This is a genomic window from Roseomonas fluvialis (assembly GCF_022846615.1).
Lineage (GTDB): Bacteria > Pseudomonadota > Alphaproteobacteria > Acetobacterales > Acetobacteraceae > Neoroseomonas > Neoroseomonas fluvialis.
The window spans coordinates 1,479,103-1,497,377 of record NZ_AP025637.1 but is presented as its reverse complement, the minus strand read 5'-3'; the positions used below and the strand labels follow the sequence as shown (position 1 = coordinate 1,497,377).

Annotated in this window: 17 protein-coding genes; 10 read left to right on the top strand and 7 right to left on the bottom strand. The window is 72.4% G+C overall.

All coding sequences use genetic code 11. From position 1 onward, the window contains the following. The first annotated feature begins 522 nt into the window (after positions 1-522). On the top strand, positions 523-1,305 hold the full coding sequence (locus MWM08_RS07350; RefSeq protein ID WP_244458809.1) for an RMD1 family protein: 783 nt from the start codon (positions 523-525) through the stop codon (positions 1,303-1,305). A 41-nt stretch (positions 1,306-1,346) separates the two neighbouring features. Here MWM08_RS07350 and MWM08_RS07345 read toward each other — a convergent pair whose 3' ends face one another. The 3 genes from MWM08_RS07345 to MWM08_RS07335 all read right to left on the bottom strand — a co-directional run bounded on the left by MWM08_RS07345 (position 1,347) and on the right by MWM08_RS07335 (position 4,168). Continuing rightward, complete coding sequence (locus tag MWM08_RS07345; RefSeq protein ID WP_244458808.1) at positions 1,347-2,732, bottom strand: amidase; 1,386 nt, start codon at positions 2,730-2,732, stop codon at positions 1,347-1,349. Further along, a complete protein-coding gene (locus MWM08_RS07340) occupies positions 2,729-2,923 on the bottom strand; it encodes a hypothetical protein (protein WP_244458807.1) in 195 nt (64 codons plus the stop codon). Before MWM08_RS07340 ends, MWM08_RS07345 begins: the two co-directional genes overlap by 4 nt. Before the next feature lie 66 nt (positions 2,924-2,989). Next, positions 2,990-4,168, bottom strand: a complete 1,179-nt coding sequence (locus MWM08_RS07335; RefSeq protein ID WP_244458806.1) for a pyridoxal phosphate-dependent aminotransferase — start codon at positions 4,166-4,168, stop codon at positions 2,990-2,992. A gap of 66 nt (positions 4,169-4,234) precedes the next feature. On the opposite strand from MWM08_RS07335, the gene speB reads away from it, so the two are divergent. Both speB and MWM08_RS07325 read left to right on the top strand, forming a co-directional pair. Next, positions 4,235-5,131, top strand: a complete 897-nt coding sequence (gene speB / locus MWM08_RS07330; RefSeq protein WP_244458805.1) for an agmatinase — start codon at positions 4,235-4,237, stop codon at positions 5,129-5,131. A gap of 69 nt (positions 5,132-5,200) precedes the next feature. After that, entirely contained in the window at positions 5,201-5,665 is a 465-nt protein-coding gene (locus MWM08_RS07325) for a CAP domain-containing protein (protein WP_244458804.1), read from the top strand. Here the strand turns inward: MWM08_RS07325 and MWM08_RS07320 are convergent, their stop codons facing one another. After that, on the bottom strand, positions 5,666-6,595 hold the full coding sequence (locus tag MWM08_RS07320; protein WP_244458803.1) for a mitochondrial fission ELM1 family protein: 930 nt from the start codon (positions 6,593-6,595) through the stop codon (positions 5,666-5,668). Between the two features lie 63 nt (positions 6,596-6,658). Between MWM08_RS07320 and MWM08_RS07315 the strand changes: the two genes are divergently transcribed. The 7 genes from MWM08_RS07315 to MWM08_RS07285 all read left to right on the top strand — a co-directional run bounded on the left by MWM08_RS07315 (position 6,659) and on the right by MWM08_RS07285 (position 12,083). Then, positions 6,659-7,372 carry an orotate phosphoribosyltransferase gene (locus MWM08_RS07315; RefSeq protein ID WP_244458802.1) on the top strand — a complete coding sequence of 238 codons (714 nt, stop codon included), beginning with the start codon at positions 6,659-6,661 and terminating at the stop codon, positions 7,370-7,372. Further along, on the top strand, positions 7,369-9,018 hold the full coding sequence (locus MWM08_RS07310) for a peptide ABC transporter substrate-binding protein (protein WP_244458801.1): 1,650 nt from the start codon (positions 7,369-7,371) through the stop codon (positions 9,016-9,018). The genes MWM08_RS07315 and MWM08_RS07310 overlap by 4 nt, the downstream gene beginning before the upstream one ends. Further along, positions 9,018-9,407, top strand: a complete 390-nt coding sequence (locus MWM08_RS07305) for a VOC family protein (RefSeq protein ID WP_244459920.1) — start codon at positions 9,018-9,020, stop codon at positions 9,405-9,407. The genes MWM08_RS07310 and MWM08_RS07305 overlap by 1 nt, the downstream gene beginning before the upstream one ends. Then, on the top strand, positions 9,404-10,336 hold the full coding sequence (locus tag MWM08_RS07300; protein WP_244458800.1) for an ABC transporter permease: 933 nt from the start codon (positions 9,404-9,406) through the stop codon (positions 10,334-10,336). Before MWM08_RS07305 ends, MWM08_RS07300 begins: the two co-directional genes overlap by 4 nt. Continuing rightward, positions 10,333-11,169: an ABC transporter permease gene (locus MWM08_RS07295; protein WP_244458799.1), complete on the top strand. Its 837-nt coding sequence runs from the start codon at positions 10,333-10,335 to the stop codon at positions 11,167-11,169. The genes MWM08_RS07300 and MWM08_RS07295 overlap by 4 nt, the downstream gene beginning before the upstream one ends. A gap of 60 nt (positions 11,170-11,229) precedes the next feature. Next, a complete protein-coding gene (locus MWM08_RS07290) occupies positions 11,230-11,616 on the top strand; it encodes a hypothetical protein (RefSeq protein ID WP_244458798.1) in 387 nt (128 codons plus the stop codon). A gap of 140 nt (positions 11,617-11,756) precedes the next feature. Continuing rightward, entirely contained in the window at positions 11,757-12,083 is a 327-nt protein-coding gene (locus tag MWM08_RS07285; RefSeq protein ID WP_244458797.1) for a hypothetical protein, read from the top strand. A gap of 115 nt (positions 12,084-12,198) precedes the next feature. Here MWM08_RS07285 and MWM08_RS07280 read toward each other — a convergent pair whose 3' ends face one another. The 3 genes from MWM08_RS07280 to MWM08_RS07270 all read right to left on the bottom strand — a co-directional run bounded on the left by MWM08_RS07280 (position 12,199) and on the right by MWM08_RS07270 (position 18,254). Next, positions 12,199-14,178 (bottom strand): PhoX family protein, encoded by a 1,980-nt coding sequence (locus MWM08_RS07280; RefSeq protein WP_244458796.1) that lies wholly within the window; start codon positions 14,176-14,178, stop codon positions 12,199-12,201. A gap of 330 nt (positions 14,179-14,508) precedes the next feature. After that, positions 14,509-15,942, bottom strand: coding sequence for a PhoX family protein (locus MWM08_RS07275; protein ID WP_244458795.1), 1,434 nt, complete (start codon positions 15,940-15,942; stop codon positions 14,509-14,511). Beyond that, positions 15,939-18,254, bottom strand: coding sequence for a molybdopterin-dependent oxidoreductase (locus tag MWM08_RS07270; protein WP_244458794.1), 2,316 nt, complete (start codon positions 18,252-18,254; stop codon positions 15,939-15,941). The genes MWM08_RS07275 and MWM08_RS07270 overlap by 4 nt, the downstream gene beginning before the upstream one ends. Positions 18,255-18,275 lie beyond the last annotated feature (21 nt).

The following is an 18,275-nucleotide window of genomic DNA, read 5'->3' as shown; positions in this document are numbered from 1 at the left end:
CATCGCCGCCGTCATCCCCCATGCCCCGGGCCAAGTGGCCGCACCCGTTCGGGCGCGCCCGCAGCACCCCGGCGGCGGGGCGCACGAGACGCACCCCGCGCAGCCGCACCCGGTCGCCCACTCTCGCGCGACAGGTGCAGTTTCATGGACCCGCGCGACGGACACGCGCGCATGGAAGGACGACGGCGGTGAATACATCGATACCGCCGGCGGACCCGGCGTGCCGGTCTTGGGGCACGCGCATCGCGGACTGGCGTGTCAGCGTGCGAAAGCCCGCCACGGCGTCGCCGGCCAGGTGACGGAGCACCACCAGCCCCATCGCAGGAGTGCCAGGAAGCCGCATGCCGCGACGATGCGCCTCACCAGCCGTGGCACCGGGGCGAGGCCGCTGCTGCCGGCACCGCGCATCCCCGGCGCGGATGACCCTCGCGGACCGGTCAGCGCCCCGCCTGGCCTGGCGCAGCCCGCCGCCTGGTGCGCCGGGCCCGCCGGCCGGCGCACCGGCGGCGGGACGCGCTGACCATGGTCCAGGCACGCGCCCTGCTGCTGGGCGAAAGGCTCGACCACCGTGGCCTGCCGCGCGAGGGCGCGCCGCTCGCCGACCCCGTGCCGCTCGCCACGCCCGAGGGCTTCACCGCCTTCGCCTTCCGCTGGGGCGCCGTGGTCTTCATCGGCGCCACCGCCGCGCAGGAGGCGGCGGTGATCGAGATGCTGAAGCCCCGCCTGACCGCGCCGCTGCCCACGCCGATCGAGGAGAATGCCACGATCGAGACCGGCGCCGAGCAGGACGGCATCGACCCCGACGGCGTGATCCGCCTGCGCGACCTCTCGGTGCCGCGGCTCGCGGTGGTGGCGGATGCGCTGGCGAAGTCGGCCGCGCTCGCACACCAGGAGGCGCTGCTGGCGGCGGCGCTCGACCGGCTCGAACCGGTGGTGACCACGTTGAAGACCGAGGGGCGGCTCGCGGCATCCTCGCGCGCGCTGCACCGGCAGATCGGGCATGCGCTGTCGGCGCGCAGCCGCACCACCGCGCGGGTCGAGGCCGAGGACAAGCCCGAACTGCTGTGGGACCATCCCTCGCTGGAACGCCTGCACGCGCGCCTGGCGGACGAGTATGAGCTGAAGGAACGCTCCGCCGCGCTCGACCGCAAGCTGGCCCTGATCGGCGACACCACGGAGGGCGTGCTGTCGCTGCTGCATGGCCGCCGCGCGCTCGGGCTCGAGGTCGCGGTGGTGGTGCTGGTGGGGATCGAGGTGGTCTTCACCCTGTGGGAATACGCGGTGAAGCCCATCCTGCTGCGCTGAGCCTGGCGGCGCGGGCGCAGGACCCGCGCCGCCGCCCGTCACTATCCCGCCATGACCGGGCGCCGCGCCCGCCAGGTGGTCGCCTGTTCATAGGCATGGCCCGCGCGCAGCACCGTCGCGTCCTCGAACGGCCGGCCGATCAGCTGTGCGCCGACCGGCAGGCCGCCCTCCCCATACCCGGCGCAGACGGTCAGCGCCGGCTGGCCGGTCAGGTTGAAGGGGATGGTGAAGTTCGCGACCTCGAACGACGTCCACTTGCCGGGCACGGTGATGAGAGGTGCCTCGCTTGGCTGCGCCGCGGTCAGCAGCAGGTCGCAGCCTTCCATGACCTTCGCGACCGCGTCGTTCAGTTCGCGCCGGCGGCGCTGCGCCTGCACATAGTCCGCGGCCGATATGGTGCTCGCGAGGGCGAGGCGCTCGCGCAGGAATTCGCCGTAGTCGCGGTACTTCGTGCGCAGCCAGGGTTCGTGCACGGCGAAGGCGTCGGCGGCCAGGATCAGCCAGCCCGCGGCGTTGAAATCCTGCAGCGAGGGCAGCGTCACCTCGGTGACGGTCGCGCCCTGCGCCTGCAGCACGCGCGCCACATCCGCGATGCCGGCGGCAACGCCCGCGCTGACCGGCCAATCCTGTTCGTGGAAATGGCGGATCACGCCGATGCGCAGGCCCTTCACGCCGCCATTCAGGCCCGACAGCAGGTCAGGCTTCGGACGGTTCGCAGAAGACGGATCGGCCGGGTCGTGGCCCGCCAGCGCCTGCAGCAGCAGCGCGCAGTCCTCGACCGTCCAGGCCATCGGCCCGACGGTGTCGAGCGTGTGCGACAGCGGCAGTACGCCCATGCGCGAGCACAGCCCGTAGGTCGGCTTGATGCCGGCAATGCCGCACAGCGCGGATGGCCCGCGGATCGACCCGCCGGTATCCGACCCCGTGCCCCCCAGGATCACGCCCGCCGCCACCGCCGCGCCGGTGCCCGAGGACGACCCCGCGGTGAAGCGCGCCGTGTCCCAGGGGTTGCGCGCCGGTGGCCAGGGCAGGTCGAAGGACGGCCCGCCGAAGGCGAATTCGTGGGTCGCGAGCTTGCCCAGCATGACGGCGCCCGCATCGGCCCAGGCGCGCACGGCGGCGGAATCCGCCTTCGGCACGTGGTGTTCCAGCACGCGGGAATGGCCGGTGGTGGGGATGCCGGCGGTCTCGTAGATGTCCTTGTGCGCGATGGGGATGCCATCGAGCGGCCCCTTCAGCGTGCCCGCCATCTGCCGCGCCTCGGCGCCCTTGGCCTGCGCCATGGCGACATCCGGCGTGAAGCGGATGAAGGCGTGGATCTCGGGATTCAGTGCCTCGGCCTTGGCCAGGCGGTCCTTCATGAACTCGACCGGGGAGATGTCCTTGGCGGCGATCTGCCGCGCGGCCTCGGCAATGGTCGGGATCATGGCGTGGGCGCCTTCGGGGCGAAGGTCACGGCCATCTCGGCGCCGGCGTCGCGCGGGGTGCGCACGCGCGCGGCCATCGCGAGGATATGTCCGGAGACGGCGCGGATGCCTTCCTTCTCGGCCTCGGTCAGCGGGATGCCGTGGCGGGCGATCAGCGCGTCGAATTGCGGCTTGTCCATCGGGTCGGGCATGGCGGCGGGCTCCTGCGTCGGGAGTGCGCAGTATGGACCCCGGCGCGCGCCAGGGAAGCCCGCCGGTCAGCCCTTTGCGGCGACGTCGGACAGCGCCTGCGCGAGGCGCGTGCAGGCGGTGCGCAGGCGGTCCTCGCTCTGCGCGAAGCACAGGCGCAGATGCCCCTCCCCGCCTGTACCGAAGGCCGCGCCGGGGGCCAGGCCGACGCCGGCCGACTGCAGCAGCGCCTTCGCCAGCGCCACGCTGTCGGTGCAGCCCGCTACGCGCAGGAACAGGTACATCGCCCCATCGGGCCGCGGCGCCGTCACACCCGGCACGGCAGACAGGATTCCGTGCGCCAGGTCGCGGCAGGCCTGGTAGCGCGCCTGCGTCTCCGCCACGAAGCCATCGCCGTGATCCAGCGCCGCGACCCCCGCGTGCTGCACGAAGGTGGGCGCGGATGACATGTTGAATTCGTTCAGCTTCGCGATCGCGTCCATCAGCGCTGGCGGGGCGACGATCCAGCCCAGCCGCCAGCCCGTCATGGACCACGACTTGCTGAAGGAATTGACCGATACGACGCGGTCCTGGTCCGTCGCGATCGACAGGAAGGACGGCGCCGCATCGCCGGCGAAATACAGGCGTTCATAGACGTCATCGGCCAGGATCCAGGTACCGGTGCGCCGGCAGTGGTCGAGGATGATGCGCTGTTCCTCGGCACTCAGCGTCCAGCCGGTCGGGTTGCCCGGGCTGTTGAGGAAGACCAGGCGCGTGGCCGGCGTGATCGCCGCCAGCACGTCATCGAGATCGGCGCGCCAGACGCCATTGGCGATGCGCAGCGGCAGCGGCGAGACGCGCGCGCCCAGCACTCGGGCAATCCCGTCCATGTTCGGCCAGGCGGGCATCGGGATGACCACCTCGTCGCCGGGGTCGAGCAGCGCCTGCGCCACCAGCATCAGCGCATTGACGCCCGAGGCGGTGACCGCGATGCGCCCGGGCTTCACCGGGCGGCCGTTGCGCGTCAGGTAGCGCGACACCGCCTCCCGCAGCGGCGCGATGCCGGCATTCGGCGCGTAGAAGGTCTCCCCGGCATCGAGGGCCGCCTTGGCGGCGTCGCGGATGAAGGGCGGCGTGACGGTGTCGGGTTCACCGAAGAACAGGCGGATCAGGCCCGGAATGCCGCGCCCGGCCTCCGACACCTCGCGGATCAAGGACCCCTCGATGGCATCGAGGGCGGGGCGCGGGGCGGGGGCGAAGGGCGTCATGGAACGCATCTAGCGGGCGCAGAGGCGGCTGGACAGGCCGCCCCGCCGGCGGGCATGGAGCGCCGCATGAGCACCCCGATCACCTTCGCCGCCCCCCATGCCTTCCTCGGCGCGCGGCCGGGCGACCGCGCGGCGGCGGTCTGCGTCGCGGGCATTCCGCTCGACATCGGCACGACCAACCGGGCCGGCACGCGCGACGGGCCGCGCGCCATCCGCGCTGCCGCCCGCATGCTGACCGATGGGCGGCATCCGGTGACGGGGGTGGATCCCACCGGGCTCGACCTGTCGGACCTGGGTGAATTCGAGATCGCGCTGGGGGATATCGCGGCCAGCCTCGCGCGGATCGAGGAGCAGGCGGCGGGACTGAACCACCTGCTCGCCTTCGGCGGCGAGCACGGCGTGACCCTGCCGCTGCTGCGCGCCCTGGTGAAGCGCATCGGGCAGCCGGTCGGCCTGCTGCACATCGACGCGCACCTCGACACCTCGGAAGACAATTTCGGCCAGCCCTTCGCCCATGGCGCGGTGTTCTGGCACGCCATCACCGAGCGGCTGGTCGATCCGAAGCGGATGATCCAGGTCGGCATCCGCGCCCCCGCCTGGCCCGAGATGTATGACTGGACGCGCAGCCAGGGCGTCACGATCCTGGCCGCACAGGATGTGCACGAGAGCACGCCGGCCGCGGTCGCCGCGCAGGTGCGCGCGGTGCTGGGCGATGGCCCGTCCTACCTGTCCTTCGACATCGACGGGCTAGACCCCGCCTTCGCGCCGGGCACCGGCACGCCCGAGATCGGTGGGCTGGCGACCTGGCAGGCGCAGGGCATCCTCCGGCGGCTGGGCGCGGTCGACTGGCGCGGGGCAGATGTGGTGGAGGTCGCACCAGCCTATGACGTGGCTGAGATCACCGCGCTCGCCGCGGCGACGATTGGATGGGAATACCTCGCACTCCTCGCCGCGCGCGGCTGAGCCTGCGTCACGGGAATGCCAAGGCCATCCGCTGCGTTGTCGCGCTGACGACACTCGAAGGAGCACGGCGTGAAGGCGATCATCCTGGCGATCCTGGCGCTGCTGGCCATGCCCGCGCAGGCGGCCGACCCCGGCCTGCAGCAAGCGATGCTGGCCGAGGTCAACGCCATCCGGGCCCGCGCCGGACGGGCGCCGGTGGCGCTCGATGCAAGGCTGTCGCGCGCCGCGCTCGAACATTCGATCGACATGCTGCGGGCGGGGCAGCTCGGCCATACGGGCAGCGACGGCAGCGACCCCGGCCGGCGCATCACCCGCGCCGGCTATGCCTGGCGCAGTTATCGCGAGAATGTCGGCGCCGGCTACCAGGACCTGCGCCAGGCGATGGCGGGCTGGATGGGCAGCGCGGGGCATCGCGACAACATCCTCGCCGCCGATGTCACGCAGGTCGGGCTCGGCTTCGCGGCCGGGCCGGGGATGATGCCGGGCAATGTGCCGCGGCTGTTCTGGACGATGGTGCTGGCGGCGCCGCGCTGATCAGATCAGTCCGCGACGCGCGATCTCGGCGGCGATGCGCCCGGTCTCGTCGAGCGCGTCACGCGAAAAGGGTGCGGGCGCATCCGCCAGCATCCGCGCCTGGCCGGCGGCCAGCAGGCTGTCGTGCAGGCGCCGGTGGCGCGGCCCGAGCCCGCCCGGATCGGCGATGAAGACCGGCGCGGCCGTGGCCAGCGCCTCCGACAGCATCGAGACGGAATCGCCCGTGACCACCACCGCATCGGCCCAGGCGAGCATGCCGGCATAGGGGTTGGCGCCGCCATCCCCCCAGCGATGCAGGCGGTGCGGCGCCGCGGCGATGGCGGCCGCCACGGCATCTTCCGCGGTGCGTCCCGTGCGCCGCGATCCGGTGGCCAGCACGCTGCCGGCGAAGCCCGCGACCTTCTGCGCCATGGCCGCGGCAATGGCGGGGTCCATCCCCTCGGCGCGCGGCGGGCCACCCAGCAGCAAGGCCACGCGGGGGGCGGGCAGCGTGGCGAAGGCCGACCATTCGTCCCGGGCCGCCGCCAGGCGCTGCGGCGACATGCGGTGCGCAGCGCCGAGGATCGGCAGGATGTTGGGGGCGGTCGGCGGGTCGTCGTGCCGGCCGACCACCAGCAGGTCGAAGCGTGCCTCGGCGAAGCCCGGGCGCATGCAATGGACGGTGCGCACGCCGCGCGCGGCGAGCCAGAGCGCGACCGGCGCGCTGCGCCGCCCGGCCGAGATCGCAAGCCGCGGCAATTCCCCCGCGAACGCCCCGCGCGCTGCCGGCGCCAGCCCCGCCAGCGTGCCCCAGCGCAACGGCAGCCGCGCAAGCCCGCCCCAGGCCAGCGGCACGGTGCGCAGCGGCTGGCCCAGCCGTTCCGCGATGCCCAGCGCCTGCGCCGCCGTGCCCGCGCGCGGGTCGGCCAGGACCCAGACGCTCTCCGTCATGGACGCGGCCCGCCCCGCCGATTAGGACGGTGCGACACCGCACCACCACCAGGACAGACCGCCATGACCGCGCTGCACGCCTCCGACTGGGACCGCGACGCCGCCCTGACCACCGCGCGCATCCTGCTCGAGATCAAGGCCGTGAACTTCCGGCCCGAGGAGCCCTATACCTTCACCAGCGGCTGGGCCTCGCCGGTGTATATCGACTGCCGCAAGATCATCTCCTTCCCGCGCGCGCGCAACCGCATCATGGAATTGGGCGTCGAGAAGATCGGCCGGCACGTGGGCTACGAATCGATCGACGTGGTGGTGGGCGGCGAGACGGCGGGCATCCCCTTCGGTGCCTGGATCGCCGACCGGATGATGGCGCCGATGGCCTACGTCCGGAAGAAGCCGAAGGGGTTCGGCCGCAACGCGCTGATCGAGGGCGAGGTGCCGGTCGGCCAGCGGACGCTGCTGGTCGAGGACCTGACGACGGATGGTGGTTCCAAGATCCGCTTCGCGAATGCGCTGCGCGAGGCCGGCGCGGTCTGCGACCACACCTTCGTGGTGTTCTACTACGGCGTATTCCCCGGATCCTTCGAGAAGCTGAAGGAGATGGGGCTGAACCTGCACCACCTGTGCACCTGGTGGGACGTGCTCGAGGTGTGCCGCGAGAAGCCGTATTTCTCGGACGCGGCGCTGAAGGAAGTGCGGAAGTTCCTGGAGAACCCGGTGGCGTGGTCGGTCGCGCATGGCGGGGTGGGCGAGGCGCGGGCGAAGGACGCCGCTGAATGAGGCTTCGCGTCGCCGCGGCGCTGCTGGTGCTGGCCGGACCGGCCGCCGCCCAGCCGCGCGACACGCTCACCATCGGCATCACGCAGTATCCATCGACCTTCCACCCCAACATCGAGAACATGGCCGCGAAGTCCTACGTGCTGGGCTTCGCGCGCCGTCCGCTCACCGCCTATGGCGCCGACTGGCGCCTTAGCTGCCTGTCGTGTGAAGCGCTGCCCACCCTCGAGAACGGCGGCGCCGAGCGCGAGACGACCCCCGACGGCAAGCAGGGCATCCGCGTCACCTACCGCCTGCGCGAAGGCCTGCGCTGGGGCGACGGCACGCCGGTCTCGTCGGAGGACCTCCGCTTCGCCTGGGAAGCCGGGCGCGATGCCGCGACCGGCTTCGGCCCCGCAGAATTCTACCGCAGCGCCTATGAACTCATCGTGGTGGACCCGCGCACCATCACGCTGCGCTTCGACCGCGTAACCTTCGAATACGCCTCGATGGGCGACTTCCAGCCGCTGCCCGCGCATATCGAGCGCGCGCGCTGGCAGGCCGACCCGCGCGCCTATCGCACCCGCACCGCCTACGACACCGAGACGACCAACCCCGCGCTGTGGAATGGGCCGTATCGCATCACCGGCGTGCAGCCGGGCGCGTCAGTCACGCTGGACCGCAATCCGACTTGGTCCGGTGCGGCCCCGCACTTCCGCCGCATCACCATCCGCACGGTGGAAAACACGCCCGCACTGGAAGCGCAGTTGCTTGCGGGTCAGGTGGACATGATCGCGGGCGAACTCGGCCTGCCGATCGAACAGGCCATCGCGCTGGAACGGCGCACCGGCAACCGCTTCCGCTTCACCTACCAGCCAGGCCTGATCTACGAGCACATGGATTTGCGCCACGACCATGTGGCGTTGTCCGACCGTCGCGTGCGCCAGGCGCTACTGCTGGCGACCGACCGGGCGCAGATCACCGAACGCCTCTTCGGTGGGCGGCAGCCGGTGGCGCATACCTCCGTGAACCCGCTCGACCCGATGCACGACCCCCAGGTGCGGCAGTGGCCCTTCGACATGGCCCGCGCCCGCGCGCTGCTGGATGAGGCCGGCTGGACGCCCGGCCCCGACGGCATCCGCCGCAACGCGGCCGGCGAGCGCCTGTCGCTGGAGTTCATGACCACCGCCGGCAACCGCGCGCGCGAACAGGTCCAGCAGGTGCTCCAGGGCATGTGGCGCAACGCCGGTATCGAGGCGCGCATCCGCAACGAGCCGCCGCGCGTGTTTTTCGCCGAGACCCTCTCGCGCCGCCGCTTCCAGGGGTTGGCGCTGTTCGCCTGGATCAGTGCGCCGGAATCCGTGCCGCGGTCGTCGCTGCACTCGGACGAGATCCCGCGCGAGGAACGCAACTGGTCCGGCCAGAACTACGGTGGCTTCCGCAATGCCGAGATGGATGTGCTGACCCACACCATCCCCGAACAACTTGACGTCGCGCAACGCCGAGACATGTGGCGCCGCCTGCAGGCGATCTACGCCGAGGAACTGCCGGCCATCCCGCTGTGGTTCCGCTCGGACGCGCATGTCTGGCCGCAATGGCTCGATGGCGTGCGCCCGACGGGGCACCTGAACGCCTCGCCGCTCTGGGCGGAGGAGTGGCGGGTGCGGTGATGCTCGACCACGTCTCCATCACCGTCAGCGACCTCGCGCGCGCGGCGCGCTTCTACGACGCGGTGATGGTGGCGCTGCGCGTGCCCTGCGTGTGGCGTGAACACGCCGCCATCGGCTACGGGCTGCGCAACACCGACGAAGATGACAGCCACAGCTACCTGACCATCCGCGCGACTGGCGCGGCGATCCACGCCGACCGCCGCCACTGGTGCTTCCGCGCGCCGCACCGCGCAGCTGTGGATGCGTTCCATGCGGCGGGTCTCGCGAAGGGCGGCGCGGACGACGGCGCGCCCGGCCTCCGCCCGCACTACCACGCGCAGTACTACGCCGCCTTCCTGCTCGACCCCGACGGCAACCGGGTCGAGGCCGTCTGCCACCGCGCCCTATGACCCGCATCCTCGCCACCCGCCTCGCGCAGATCGCGCTCACCCTCGCCATCCTCTCCTTCTGCGCCTTCGCCCTCATCGCGCTGATGCCCGGCGACCCGATCGAGGTCGCCATCGCCGGCGACCCTCGCCTGACAAGCGAGGACGCCGCGCGGATGCGCGCGCTGCACGGCCTGGATCGCCCCTTCGTGGAACGCTACCTCGCCTGGGCGTCCGGCCTGGTCCAGGGCGAGTTCGGCTATTCGCGGCTGTTCGCACAACCCGTCGCGTCGCTGCTCGGCCCGGCGCTGCTGTCCACGCTGGCGCTGGCGGGTTCGGCGCTGCTGATCGCGCTGACGCTGGGCGTGGCGCTCGGCGCGCTCGCCGCATCGCGCCCGCGTACCGCCCCCGGCGTGGATGCCATCGCCGTCATGGGCCAGGCCATGCCGACCTTCTGGCTCGGCATCCTGCTCATCATCCTGTTCGCGGTAACACTCGGTTGGTTGCCGGCCGGCGGCGCGCCCGAAGCCGGGGCCGGCCTGACCTACCTGGTGCTGCCGGTCGCAACCCTCGCGATTGCGCACCTCGCCGCCTACGCCCGGCACAGCGCCGCCTCGCTCGAAGCCACGCTGACGGAACCCTGGATCCGCACCGCCCGCGCGCGCGGCGCATCGGAAGCGCGCGTGCTGGTCCGCCACGCCTTCCCCAACGCTGCGCTGCCGGTGCTGCAGATCGCCGCGCTGGATGCCGGCGCGCTGGCCGGCGGCGCGCTGGTCACCGAGACGGTTTTCGCCCGCCCGGGCATGGGCAAGCTGCTGTATGACGCCGTGATGGGCAACGACACCAATCTCGCGCTGGTGGCGCTGCTGCTGGTGGCGCTCACCACCATGCTCGCGACTCTCGGCGCCGACCTCGCGCAGCGCGCCCTCGACCCCCGGCTGCGCGAAGGATGACGCGCCTGCACCTCGGCCTGGCGCTGCTCGGCACGTTGGCGGTCGGGGCGCTGGCCGCACCCATCATGGCAGCGGCGCTAGGCCACGACCCCTTCGCGCCGGACCTCATGGCGCGCTTCGAACCGCCCTCGGCGCGGCACCCGCTCGGCACCGACGACCTCGGGCGCGACATCCTGCTGCGGCTGCTGTTCGGCGCGCGGGTGTCGCTCGCGGTCGGCCTGGCAGCGGCGCTCGCGGCGACCGTCATCGGCACCGCCGCCGGGCTGTTCGCGGCGTGGCGCGGCGGCGCGGCCGATGCGCTGGTGATGCGCTTCGCCGATTTCATGCTGGCCCTGCCTGCCCTGCCGCTGCTGGTGCTGTTGGCCGCCGCCGACCCGTCGCGCATCGGCCTGCCGGCACGCGGTGAACCTGCCGGCGACGTGCTGCGCATCGTCGTCATCCTCGCGGTGTTCGGGTGGGTGGGCGTGGCGCGGCTCGCGCGCGCGGCCGCGCTGTCAACCTTCGCGCGCGACCATGTCCGTGCCGCGCGGGCCCTGGGTGCGACCGAGGCGCGCATCCTGCGCCGCCACGTTCTGCCCGCGCTGGCCCCGCCCATCGCGGTGGCAACAGCGCTCGCCGTCGCCGGCGCCATCCTGGCCGAGAGTACGCTGTCGTTCCTGGGCCTCGGCATCAGCCCGCCGGCGCCCTCCTGGGGGAACATGCTGGCGAATGCGCAGGAACTGGTGTTCAGCGCGCCCTGGGCGGCGGTCTGGCCGGGCCTTGCCATCATGGCGACCGTCGCCGGCTGCACCCTGGTCGCGGATGGTGTGCGCCGGCGCGGCCGCGGGGTATAGACTGCGCATCGACCTTGGGGCCGACGCCCCGCACTGCAGCCAGGGACCCGCGTTCACGCCATGCCGAATACGCCGCTCGCCAAGTCGATCTTCGACCTGCTGTCGCATATCAGCCTGCCCGCCGCCGATGCGAGGCCGGCCGAGATCGACCCCTATGACCCGACCCGTCGCCTGGCCACGCGCGTTGAGGGCCCGCACAGCCTGCTGGACGGCCTGCTGGCCGAGGTCGAGGACGACCTGCTGGAAGGCCGCGCCGAGGCAGCCGGCACCGCGCTGGGCCTCGCTGGCACGCGCATGAGCCTCGATGCGATGCGCGGCGCGCCGCAGCCCCCGCATGTCGAATGGCTGGCGGCGCACCTGCGCGACGCGGCGCAGGAACTGGGCGCCGGCCATCCCGGCCAGGCGCTGAAGTCGGTACGCCAGGCACGGATGGCCCTGCGGCACTGACGCGACCGCGAAACATGGCGAATCAGTCATTTGGCGGCGAGGGCTGAGACAGGACCGCAGGCGTAGAAGGCCCTCAGGAGCGCTGCGGGCCCCCGACCGAGTCGTCCTGTCATCCGCCCTGTCGAAAGGACCTCGTCGTCATGTTCCGCACCCTGATCGTTGCTGCTGGCCTGCTGCTGGCGCTGGGCAGCTTCAGCACCGCCGACGCCGCGCGCACCCGTTCCCGCGCCCCAGCCACCACCGAGGCCGCCGCCGGTACGGCCGAAGCGCCGCGCGCGACCTCCACGCGCCGCACCCGCCGGACCGAGGCACAACGCCAGCGTCGGGCCCGCGGCGAAGCCACCACCAGCCGCCGCGCCCGCGGCGAGGCCAGCAGCACCCGGCAGCGCCGCACCCAGACGGCCTCGGCCAGCGGCACGCGCCGTGGCGCGCGCAGCGGCGCCGCCCCGGTCGCCGACACGCAGTAATCCGCCCGCCGCACGCGGCGCACATGGCAAAGGGGGCCGCGAGGCCCCCTTCGTCGTTCCACGCACGGGATGCGCGCGATGCGCCCCGGAGGTGGGGCGACATCGCGTCGGCGTGTCAGTCGCCGATCACCCCGCCATCGCGCTTCACGATGGCGATGACCGAAGGCCGCGGCGGCACGCCCTCGGCGAAGTCCGGCCACCGTGTCGAGGGCCGTTCGAAGGACGACCCACTGTCCTCGCCGGGATGCTGGATCGCCAGGAACACCGTGCGGTCATCCGGCGTGAACAGCGGCCCGCAGACCTCCGCCCCCGTCGGCGCCTGGTAGAACAGGCGCGTCAGCGCCCGGCCCGGGCCGCGCGTATCGGCGGCATAGAGGCCATCCGCGACGCCCGCCGCGGTCGGCGCGCCATCGGTCGCGATCCAGATCCGTCCCTTGCTGTCGAAGGCGCAGTTGTCCGGGCAGGACAGCCAGCCATTCTGGCTGGTGGCGCGATGGTACTGCGCGCCGGCATCGATGCCCGGCGCACCGGCCACCAGGAACAGGCCCCAGCGCATTTCCCTGGCAGCGTGATCGACCTCGTTCGTGCCGGCGCCGGGTGGGACGATCTCGACCACATGGCCCTGGGTGTTGCGCTGGCGCGGATTGGCGGCGTTCAACTGCTGCGCGGTGCGGCGGTCGTTGTTGGTGAGCAGCACATAGACGCGCCCGGTCGCCTTGTTGGGCTCGACATCCTCGGGCCGGTCCATCGGCGTCGCACCCAGCAGCGTCGCCGCCTGGCGGGCGTTGATGACGACATCGCCCTGGTTGCGGAAGCCGTTCGCCTCGGTGAGCGGGCCCTGGCCGTGCACCAGGTCGACCCACTCGACCTTGCCGTCGTCGAGGAATTTCGCGACCGAGAGCACGCCGTCATCCAGCAGGTCGCGGTTGGCGGCGCGGTCATTCGGGTTCCACGGGCGCGCGGTGACGAAGCGGTAGACGAATTCGAAACGCTCGTCGTCGCCCATGTAGATCACCACGCGGCCGTCGCGGTTCACGGCGTGGTGGCAGCCCTCGTGCTTGAAGCGGCCGAGCGCGGTGCGCTTCACCGGCTCGCTGGCAGGATCGTAGGGGTCGAATTCCACGATCCAGCCGAAGCGGTTCGGCTCGTTGGGCTCCTTGCCCACGTCGAAGCGGTCCATGTGCTGCGGCCAGGAATACCAGGCCTGCTGGGCCAGGCCGTAGCGCCGCCAGGCGGCGTGCTGCGGGTTCTGCTGGTTGGCGATCTCCGGACCGCCGAAATAGCCGTTGAAGTTCTCCTCGGCCGTCAGGACCGTGCCCCAGGGCGTATTGCCGCCGGCGCAGTTGTTCAGCGTGCCGAGCACGCGCAGCCCGGTCGGATCGGCATTGGTCTTGAGCGCATCATGGCCGGCCGCGGGGCCGGCGACACGCATCGGCGTCTCGCCGGTGATGCGGCGGTTGAAGCGGCTTTCCTTGACGTAGCCCCAGCGGCCGTTGGTCCTGCGGACCTCGACGATCGACATCCCATGCGCGAGCAATTCGGTGCGTGCCTGTTCCGCGCTCGCGCGCAGCGCGGCGGTGCGGCCCGTGCCCATGCCCGGCCACATCAGGTTGGTGTTGGTGTATTCGTGATTGACCGCGAGCAGCCCGTGGTCCGGCGTGTTGCTGCCGGCCGGCAGCGGGAAGAAGTCCAGGTAGTCGTTGTTGTAGCCGAACTGGCGCGCCTGCTGGTCGGGGGTGGTGCGGCCGGACTGGAAGTCGGGCGCATCCGCCAGGATCGGGTCGCCCCAGCGGATCACGGTCTGCACCTCGTAGCCCTCGGCCACGGCTTCGGTCTGCGCAAGCTGGTGGCGCAACTCGGGGAATGTCAGCGTCGAGGGCCCGCCGGTGCGCGGTGCGGATTGCGCGGCGGCGTCCTGCGGCAGGGCGGCGAGCGCTGTCGCGGCAGCGGCGGCGCCGAACAGCGCGCGGCGGCCGTAGCGCGCCTCGATGATCTCGCCGATCGGGCGGCGCGGGTCGGGGTTGGAGGTGCCGAATTCCTCCGAGACGTCGATCTTCGCGTCCTCGGGCATCGGCGGGAGGTGCGTATCGGGCATGGCGTCCGTCCGTGTCTGGGCAGGCGCCGGCTGGATATCCGGCGGCGCGGGCAATGTGGCCGCGCGCAGCCTCACCGGGAACCGGCCGGCGCATGAAGAATGTGTTGCAAAGGGGATCGAGGACGACGCGATGCGGCCGGCGGCGTCGCCGGGGCTAGGGACGGGCCGCCAAGCCCGGACGAGATCGGCGGCGGCCAATGCCGAAACCCGATCAGCCAAGCCAGGGAAACGCTGCGCCGGGCCGATGATGCGACGCCGGGCGCGCCGGCACGCTTGCCGCCCCGGACCGCGACGGACCGTGCCCGGTGTCCGCGTCTTCGCCGCTCTCGCTCAGCGCGCGAGCGTCACCACCGTGCTGCGCGGCGGTTCGCCCGGGCGCAGGTTGGGCCAGCGCGTCGCCGGCTGCGCGAAGCTCGCACCCGGCGCGGCGCCGGGATGCGCAATGGCCGCGAGCAGCGTGCCGTCCGGCGCCGGCAGCGCGCCGCCGATCGCGGCCCCCACCGGCGCGGCCAGCACCAGCGCCGCACGGCCGCGGTCGGCACCCTCGACCGGCACGCGGAACAGCGCCTCGGGCAGCGGGCCGGGCACCGCGCCGCGATCGGTGCCGAGCAACACCGAGCCGTCGCGGTCGAAGCCGAGCGTCGCTGGCGCCCAGGGCCAGGCCGGCACCGGCGCGGCCGGCGCGCGCGGGTCGGGCATGGCGACCGCGATGCCGTCGATCAGGGTTTCCGCCACGCCAGTCTCGGCCGCGGCGTCGCCGGCCGCGGCGCGCAGTTCCAGCACGCTGCCGGCACCGCCGCGCAGGGCCACGCAGAGCCGCCCGCGCGCCGCATCGAAGGCGAGGCCCCAAGGACGATCGAGGCTGGTGGCACCCGCCGCGCGCGCGCCGGCGACCGGATCGCCCTCGGGCAGCGACAGCCAGCGCAGCGACCCGCCCTCGATCCTGGCGGCCGCCATGCGCCCGGCATCCAGCGCCACCATCCCCGCCGGATCGTCGGAGACGAAGCGGTACAGGTGCCCACCGGCGCGCCCATCGGTGAGCCACACGACCGCGCGGCCGTCTGCCGAGAGCGCGGCCGCGGCATCGGCCGGCGCGAAGCGGCCCAGCGCGGCGCGCTTGGATGGCACCCAGAGCGGGTTGGTCGGGTCGACCTCCACCACCATGCCGGTGGTGGCGGGATCGATCCCGGGCAGCCTGGCACGCCAGGTTGCGGCATCACCCTCGGTCAGCAGCAGGCTGCCCCAGGGCGTCGCGCAGCCGCCGGTCACGCCGACCAGGCCCGAGGCCAGCGTGCCGTCCGACCCCACGCGGCTGAGCGTGCCGGCGGTCAGGCGGCGGTTCTGGAAGCCGCCGTCGACCACCACCCAGTCACCGCGATTCTCGATGTTCAGCAGCGACACGCCTTGCATCGCACCCGCCACGTCCGGCCGGTCGCGCCCGTCGGGGAAAGCCATGCGCGGATCGACCGTGGGATGCGCCACCGCGAGCACCGCGCGCGCGACACCATCCGGGCTGGCCGATGCAAACACCGCGAGAATGCGTGCATCCCACCCGAACTGCGCCGCCGCGGCATCGACCGACGGCTGGGTCGGGTCCCAGGGCAGCGCATCGAAGACGACGCGGTCACCCCAGCGGATCAGCACGCCGCGGCGCCAGCCAGGTGCGGGTTGGTCGTCCTGGCGGATCGTCAGCGACTGCGCGCGCAGCGCGGGTGCCGCCAGAAGCGCAGGTGTGGCGGCCAGCACGGCGCGGCGCGTGGTCATGCCGCGGTGACCTCGATGTGCGGCGGCAGGTGGACGCGGACCGGCGGTAGCGCGCCAGTGAACCTCTCCACCTGTACCAGGCAGGACTGCGCCGAGGGCCCCTGCCCCAGCCGCGACGTCCCGACATCCGGCGTCAGCACATTCGGGTTGCCGTGCACGCACAGGCTGCCAGGCACGCCGGGTTCCAGCGGGTCGAACCAGGCGCCGGTCGCCATCATCGCGACACCGCGCATCAGGCCCGGATCGGTGCGCAGCCCGCCGAGGCAGGCGCCGCGATCGTTGAAGACGCGTACGATGTCGCCGGGCTTGAGACCCCGCACGGCGGCGTCCTGCGGGTTCAGCGTGATGGGTTCGCGGCCTTCGATCTTGTCGGCCGCGGCGACGCGCCCGGGGTCGAGCTGCCCGTGCAGGCGCGTGGCCGGCTGGTAGGACAGCAGGTGCAGCGGGAAGCGATCGGCCTGCACGGCACCGAGCCATTCGCGTGGTTCGATCCAGACCGGATGGCCCGGCGCATCGTCATAGCCGAAGGACGCGATCGTCTCGCTGAACAGCTCGACCTTGCCGGTGGGTGTGTCGAGCGGGTGTTCGTCCGGGTCGGCGCGGAACTCGGCGAATTGCGTGTATTCCTCGCCGCGCGGCGGCGCATCGGCTTCCCACCAGCCCTTCGACCAGAAGCTGTCGAAGTCGGGCGTTTCGACGCCGGTGCGCGCGCAGTTCTGGCGCCACTGTTCAAACAGGTGGCGCAGCCAGGCGTCCTCATTGCGCTGTTCGGTGAAGCGGTCGCGGAAGCCCAGTTCCTCCGCGATGTCGGCCAGCATGTCGTGGTCGTTCCGCGCCTGCCCCACCGGGTCGATCGCCTTGTGCATGGCGCGGACGAAGCGGTCGCGCCCGGAACTCGCGATGTCGTTGCGCTCGAGCGTCGTGGTCGCGGGCAGCACGATGTCGGCGTGGCGCGCCAGCGCGTTCCAGTGCTGCTCCTGCACGATGATGGTCTCGGGCGTGGCCCAGGCGCGCAGCAGGCGGTTCAGGTCCTGGTGGTGGTGGAAGGGATTGCCGCCCGCCCACCAGACGATACGCGTGTCAGGGTAGCGTTGCTCGCGCCCGTTGAAGTCATAGGCGCCGCCGGGGTTCTCCAGCATGTCGGTGATGCGCGCGACAGGGATGAAGGCGCCGGTGGGGTTGCGCGCCGCGGGCATGGCGAAGGACGGCACGTCGCGGCGCGGATTGCCCATGCCGTTCACGGAGCCATAGCCATAGGCCACGCCCTCGCCGGGCTTGCCGACCTTGCCGAGAATCGCGGCGAGCGCAGCGAGCATCCAGTAGGGCTGCTCGCCGTAGTCGGCGCGCTGCAGCGACCAGGTGGCGGTGAGCATGGCGGGGGCTTCGGCGATCTCGCGCGCCAGCGCCACGATGCGATCGGCCGGGATGGTGGTGATCGGTGCGGCCCAGGCGGGGGTTTTCGCGATGCCGTCGGCTTCACCCAGGATATAGGCGCGCAGCCTGTCCCAGCCGACGCAATGCGTGGCGAGAAAGGCGTCGTCCTGCTTGCCCTCGCTGACCACGACATGCGCCATCGCCAGCAGCAGCGCGGTGTCGGTGCCAGGGCGGATCGGCATCCATTCCGCGTTGCACCAGTCGGGCACGTCGGCGCGATTGGGCGAGACCTGGATAAAGCGCAGCCCAGCCGCGGCGGCACGACGCAGGTTGATCTCGTTGGCGTGTTCCCCCGCGCCGCCCGAGGTCACCAGGCCATTGCGCAGCGGCAGCCCGCCGAGACACAGCATCACCTTCGCGTGACGGATGATGGCGGCCCAGTCCGTGGTACGGCCCAGCAGAACTTCGTTGGTGCCGAGCACATGCGGCAGCAGCGCCTGCGCCGCCGCATAGGAATAGGCGTTGATCTGCCCGGTATAGCCGCCACCCAGGCCCAGGAAGCGCTGCAGCTGGCTGCGCGCGTGGTGGAAGCGTCCGGCCGAGGACCAGCCATAGGAGCCGCCGAAGATGCTGGTAGGGCCGTGTTCGGCGCGCACGCGGCGGGTCTCGTCGGCCACCAGCCGTACGGCGCGGTCCCAGGAAACCGGCACGAAGGCGTCGCCGCCGCGCAATGCGCCCTTCCGGCGGCCTTCCAGCCAACCCTTGCGAACATAGGGGCGGTCGATCCGGCAGGGGGCGTGCACGATGTCGGGCACGCTCTCGATCAGCGAACCCGGGAAGGGATCGCGTGCGAAGGGCTGCACGCCGACGACGCGGCCGTCCCGCACCACGGCATCGAAGCTGCCCCAATGGGCGGCATGCGGCTTCAACTCGGTCATGGCGTATTCCCTTCGCCGGAC

Excerpts from the sequence above, each read along its gene's own strand:
- MWM08_RS07270 (WP_244458794.1), bottom strand. The coding sequence starts at position 18,254 with ATGACCGAGTTGAAGCCGCATGCCGCCCATTGGGGCAGCTTCGATGCC.
- MWM08_RS07320 (WP_244458803.1), bottom strand. The coding sequence starts at position 6,595 with ATGACGGAGAGCGTCTGGGTCCTGGCCGACCCGCGCGCGGGCACGGCG.
- MWM08_RS07335 (WP_244458806.1), bottom strand. The coding sequence starts at position 4,168 with ATGACGCCCTTCGCCCCCGCCCCGCGCCCCGCCCTCGATGCCATCGAG.
- MWM08_RS07280 (WP_244458796.1), bottom strand. The coding sequence starts at position 14,178 with ATGCCCGATACGCACCTCCCGCCGATGCCCGAGGACGCGAAGATCGAC.
- MWM08_RS07295 (WP_244458799.1), top strand. The coding sequence starts at position 10,333 with ATGACGCGCCTGCACCTCGGCCTGGCGCTGCTCGGCACGTTGGCGGTC.
- MWM08_RS07290 (WP_244458798.1), top strand. The coding sequence starts at position 11,230 with ATGCCGAATACGCCGCTCGCCAAGTCGATCTTCGACCTGCTGTCGCAT.
- MWM08_RS07315 (WP_244458802.1), top strand. The coding sequence starts at position 6,659 with ATGACCGCGCTGCACGCCTCCGACTGGGACCGCGACGCCGCCCTGACC.
- MWM08_RS07340 (WP_244458807.1), bottom strand. The coding sequence starts at position 2,923 with ATGCCCGACCCGATGGACAAGCCGCAATTCGACGCGCTGATCGCCCGC.
- MWM08_RS07275 (WP_244458795.1), bottom strand. The coding sequence starts at position 15,942 with ATGACCACGCGCCGCGCCGTGCTGGCCGCCACACCTGCGCTTCTGGCG.
- MWM08_RS07310 (WP_244458801.1), top strand. The coding sequence starts at position 7,369 with ATGAGGCTTCGCGTCGCCGCGGCGCTGCTGGTGCTGGCCGGACCGGCC.
- MWM08_RS07300 (WP_244458800.1), top strand. The coding sequence starts at position 9,404 with ATGACCCGCATCCTCGCCACCCGCCTCGCGCAGATCGCGCTCACCCTC.
- MWM08_RS07350 (WP_244458809.1), top strand. The coding sequence starts at position 523 with ATGGTCCAGGCACGCGCCCTGCTGCTGGGCGAAAGGCTCGACCACCGT.
- speB (WP_244458805.1), top strand. The coding sequence starts at position 4,235 with ATGAGCACCCCGATCACCTTCGCCGCCCCCCATGCCTTCCTCGGCGCG.
- MWM08_RS07285 (WP_244458797.1), top strand. The coding sequence starts at position 11,757 with ATGTTCCGCACCCTGATCGTTGCTGCTGGCCTGCTGCTGGCGCTGGGC.
- MWM08_RS07345 (WP_244458808.1), bottom strand. The coding sequence starts at position 2,732 with ATGATCCCGACCATTGCCGAGGCCGCGCGGCAGATCGCCGCCAAGGAC.
- MWM08_RS07305 (WP_244459920.1), top strand. The coding sequence starts at position 9,018 with ATGCTCGACCACGTCTCCATCACCGTCAGCGACCTCGCGCGCGCGGCG.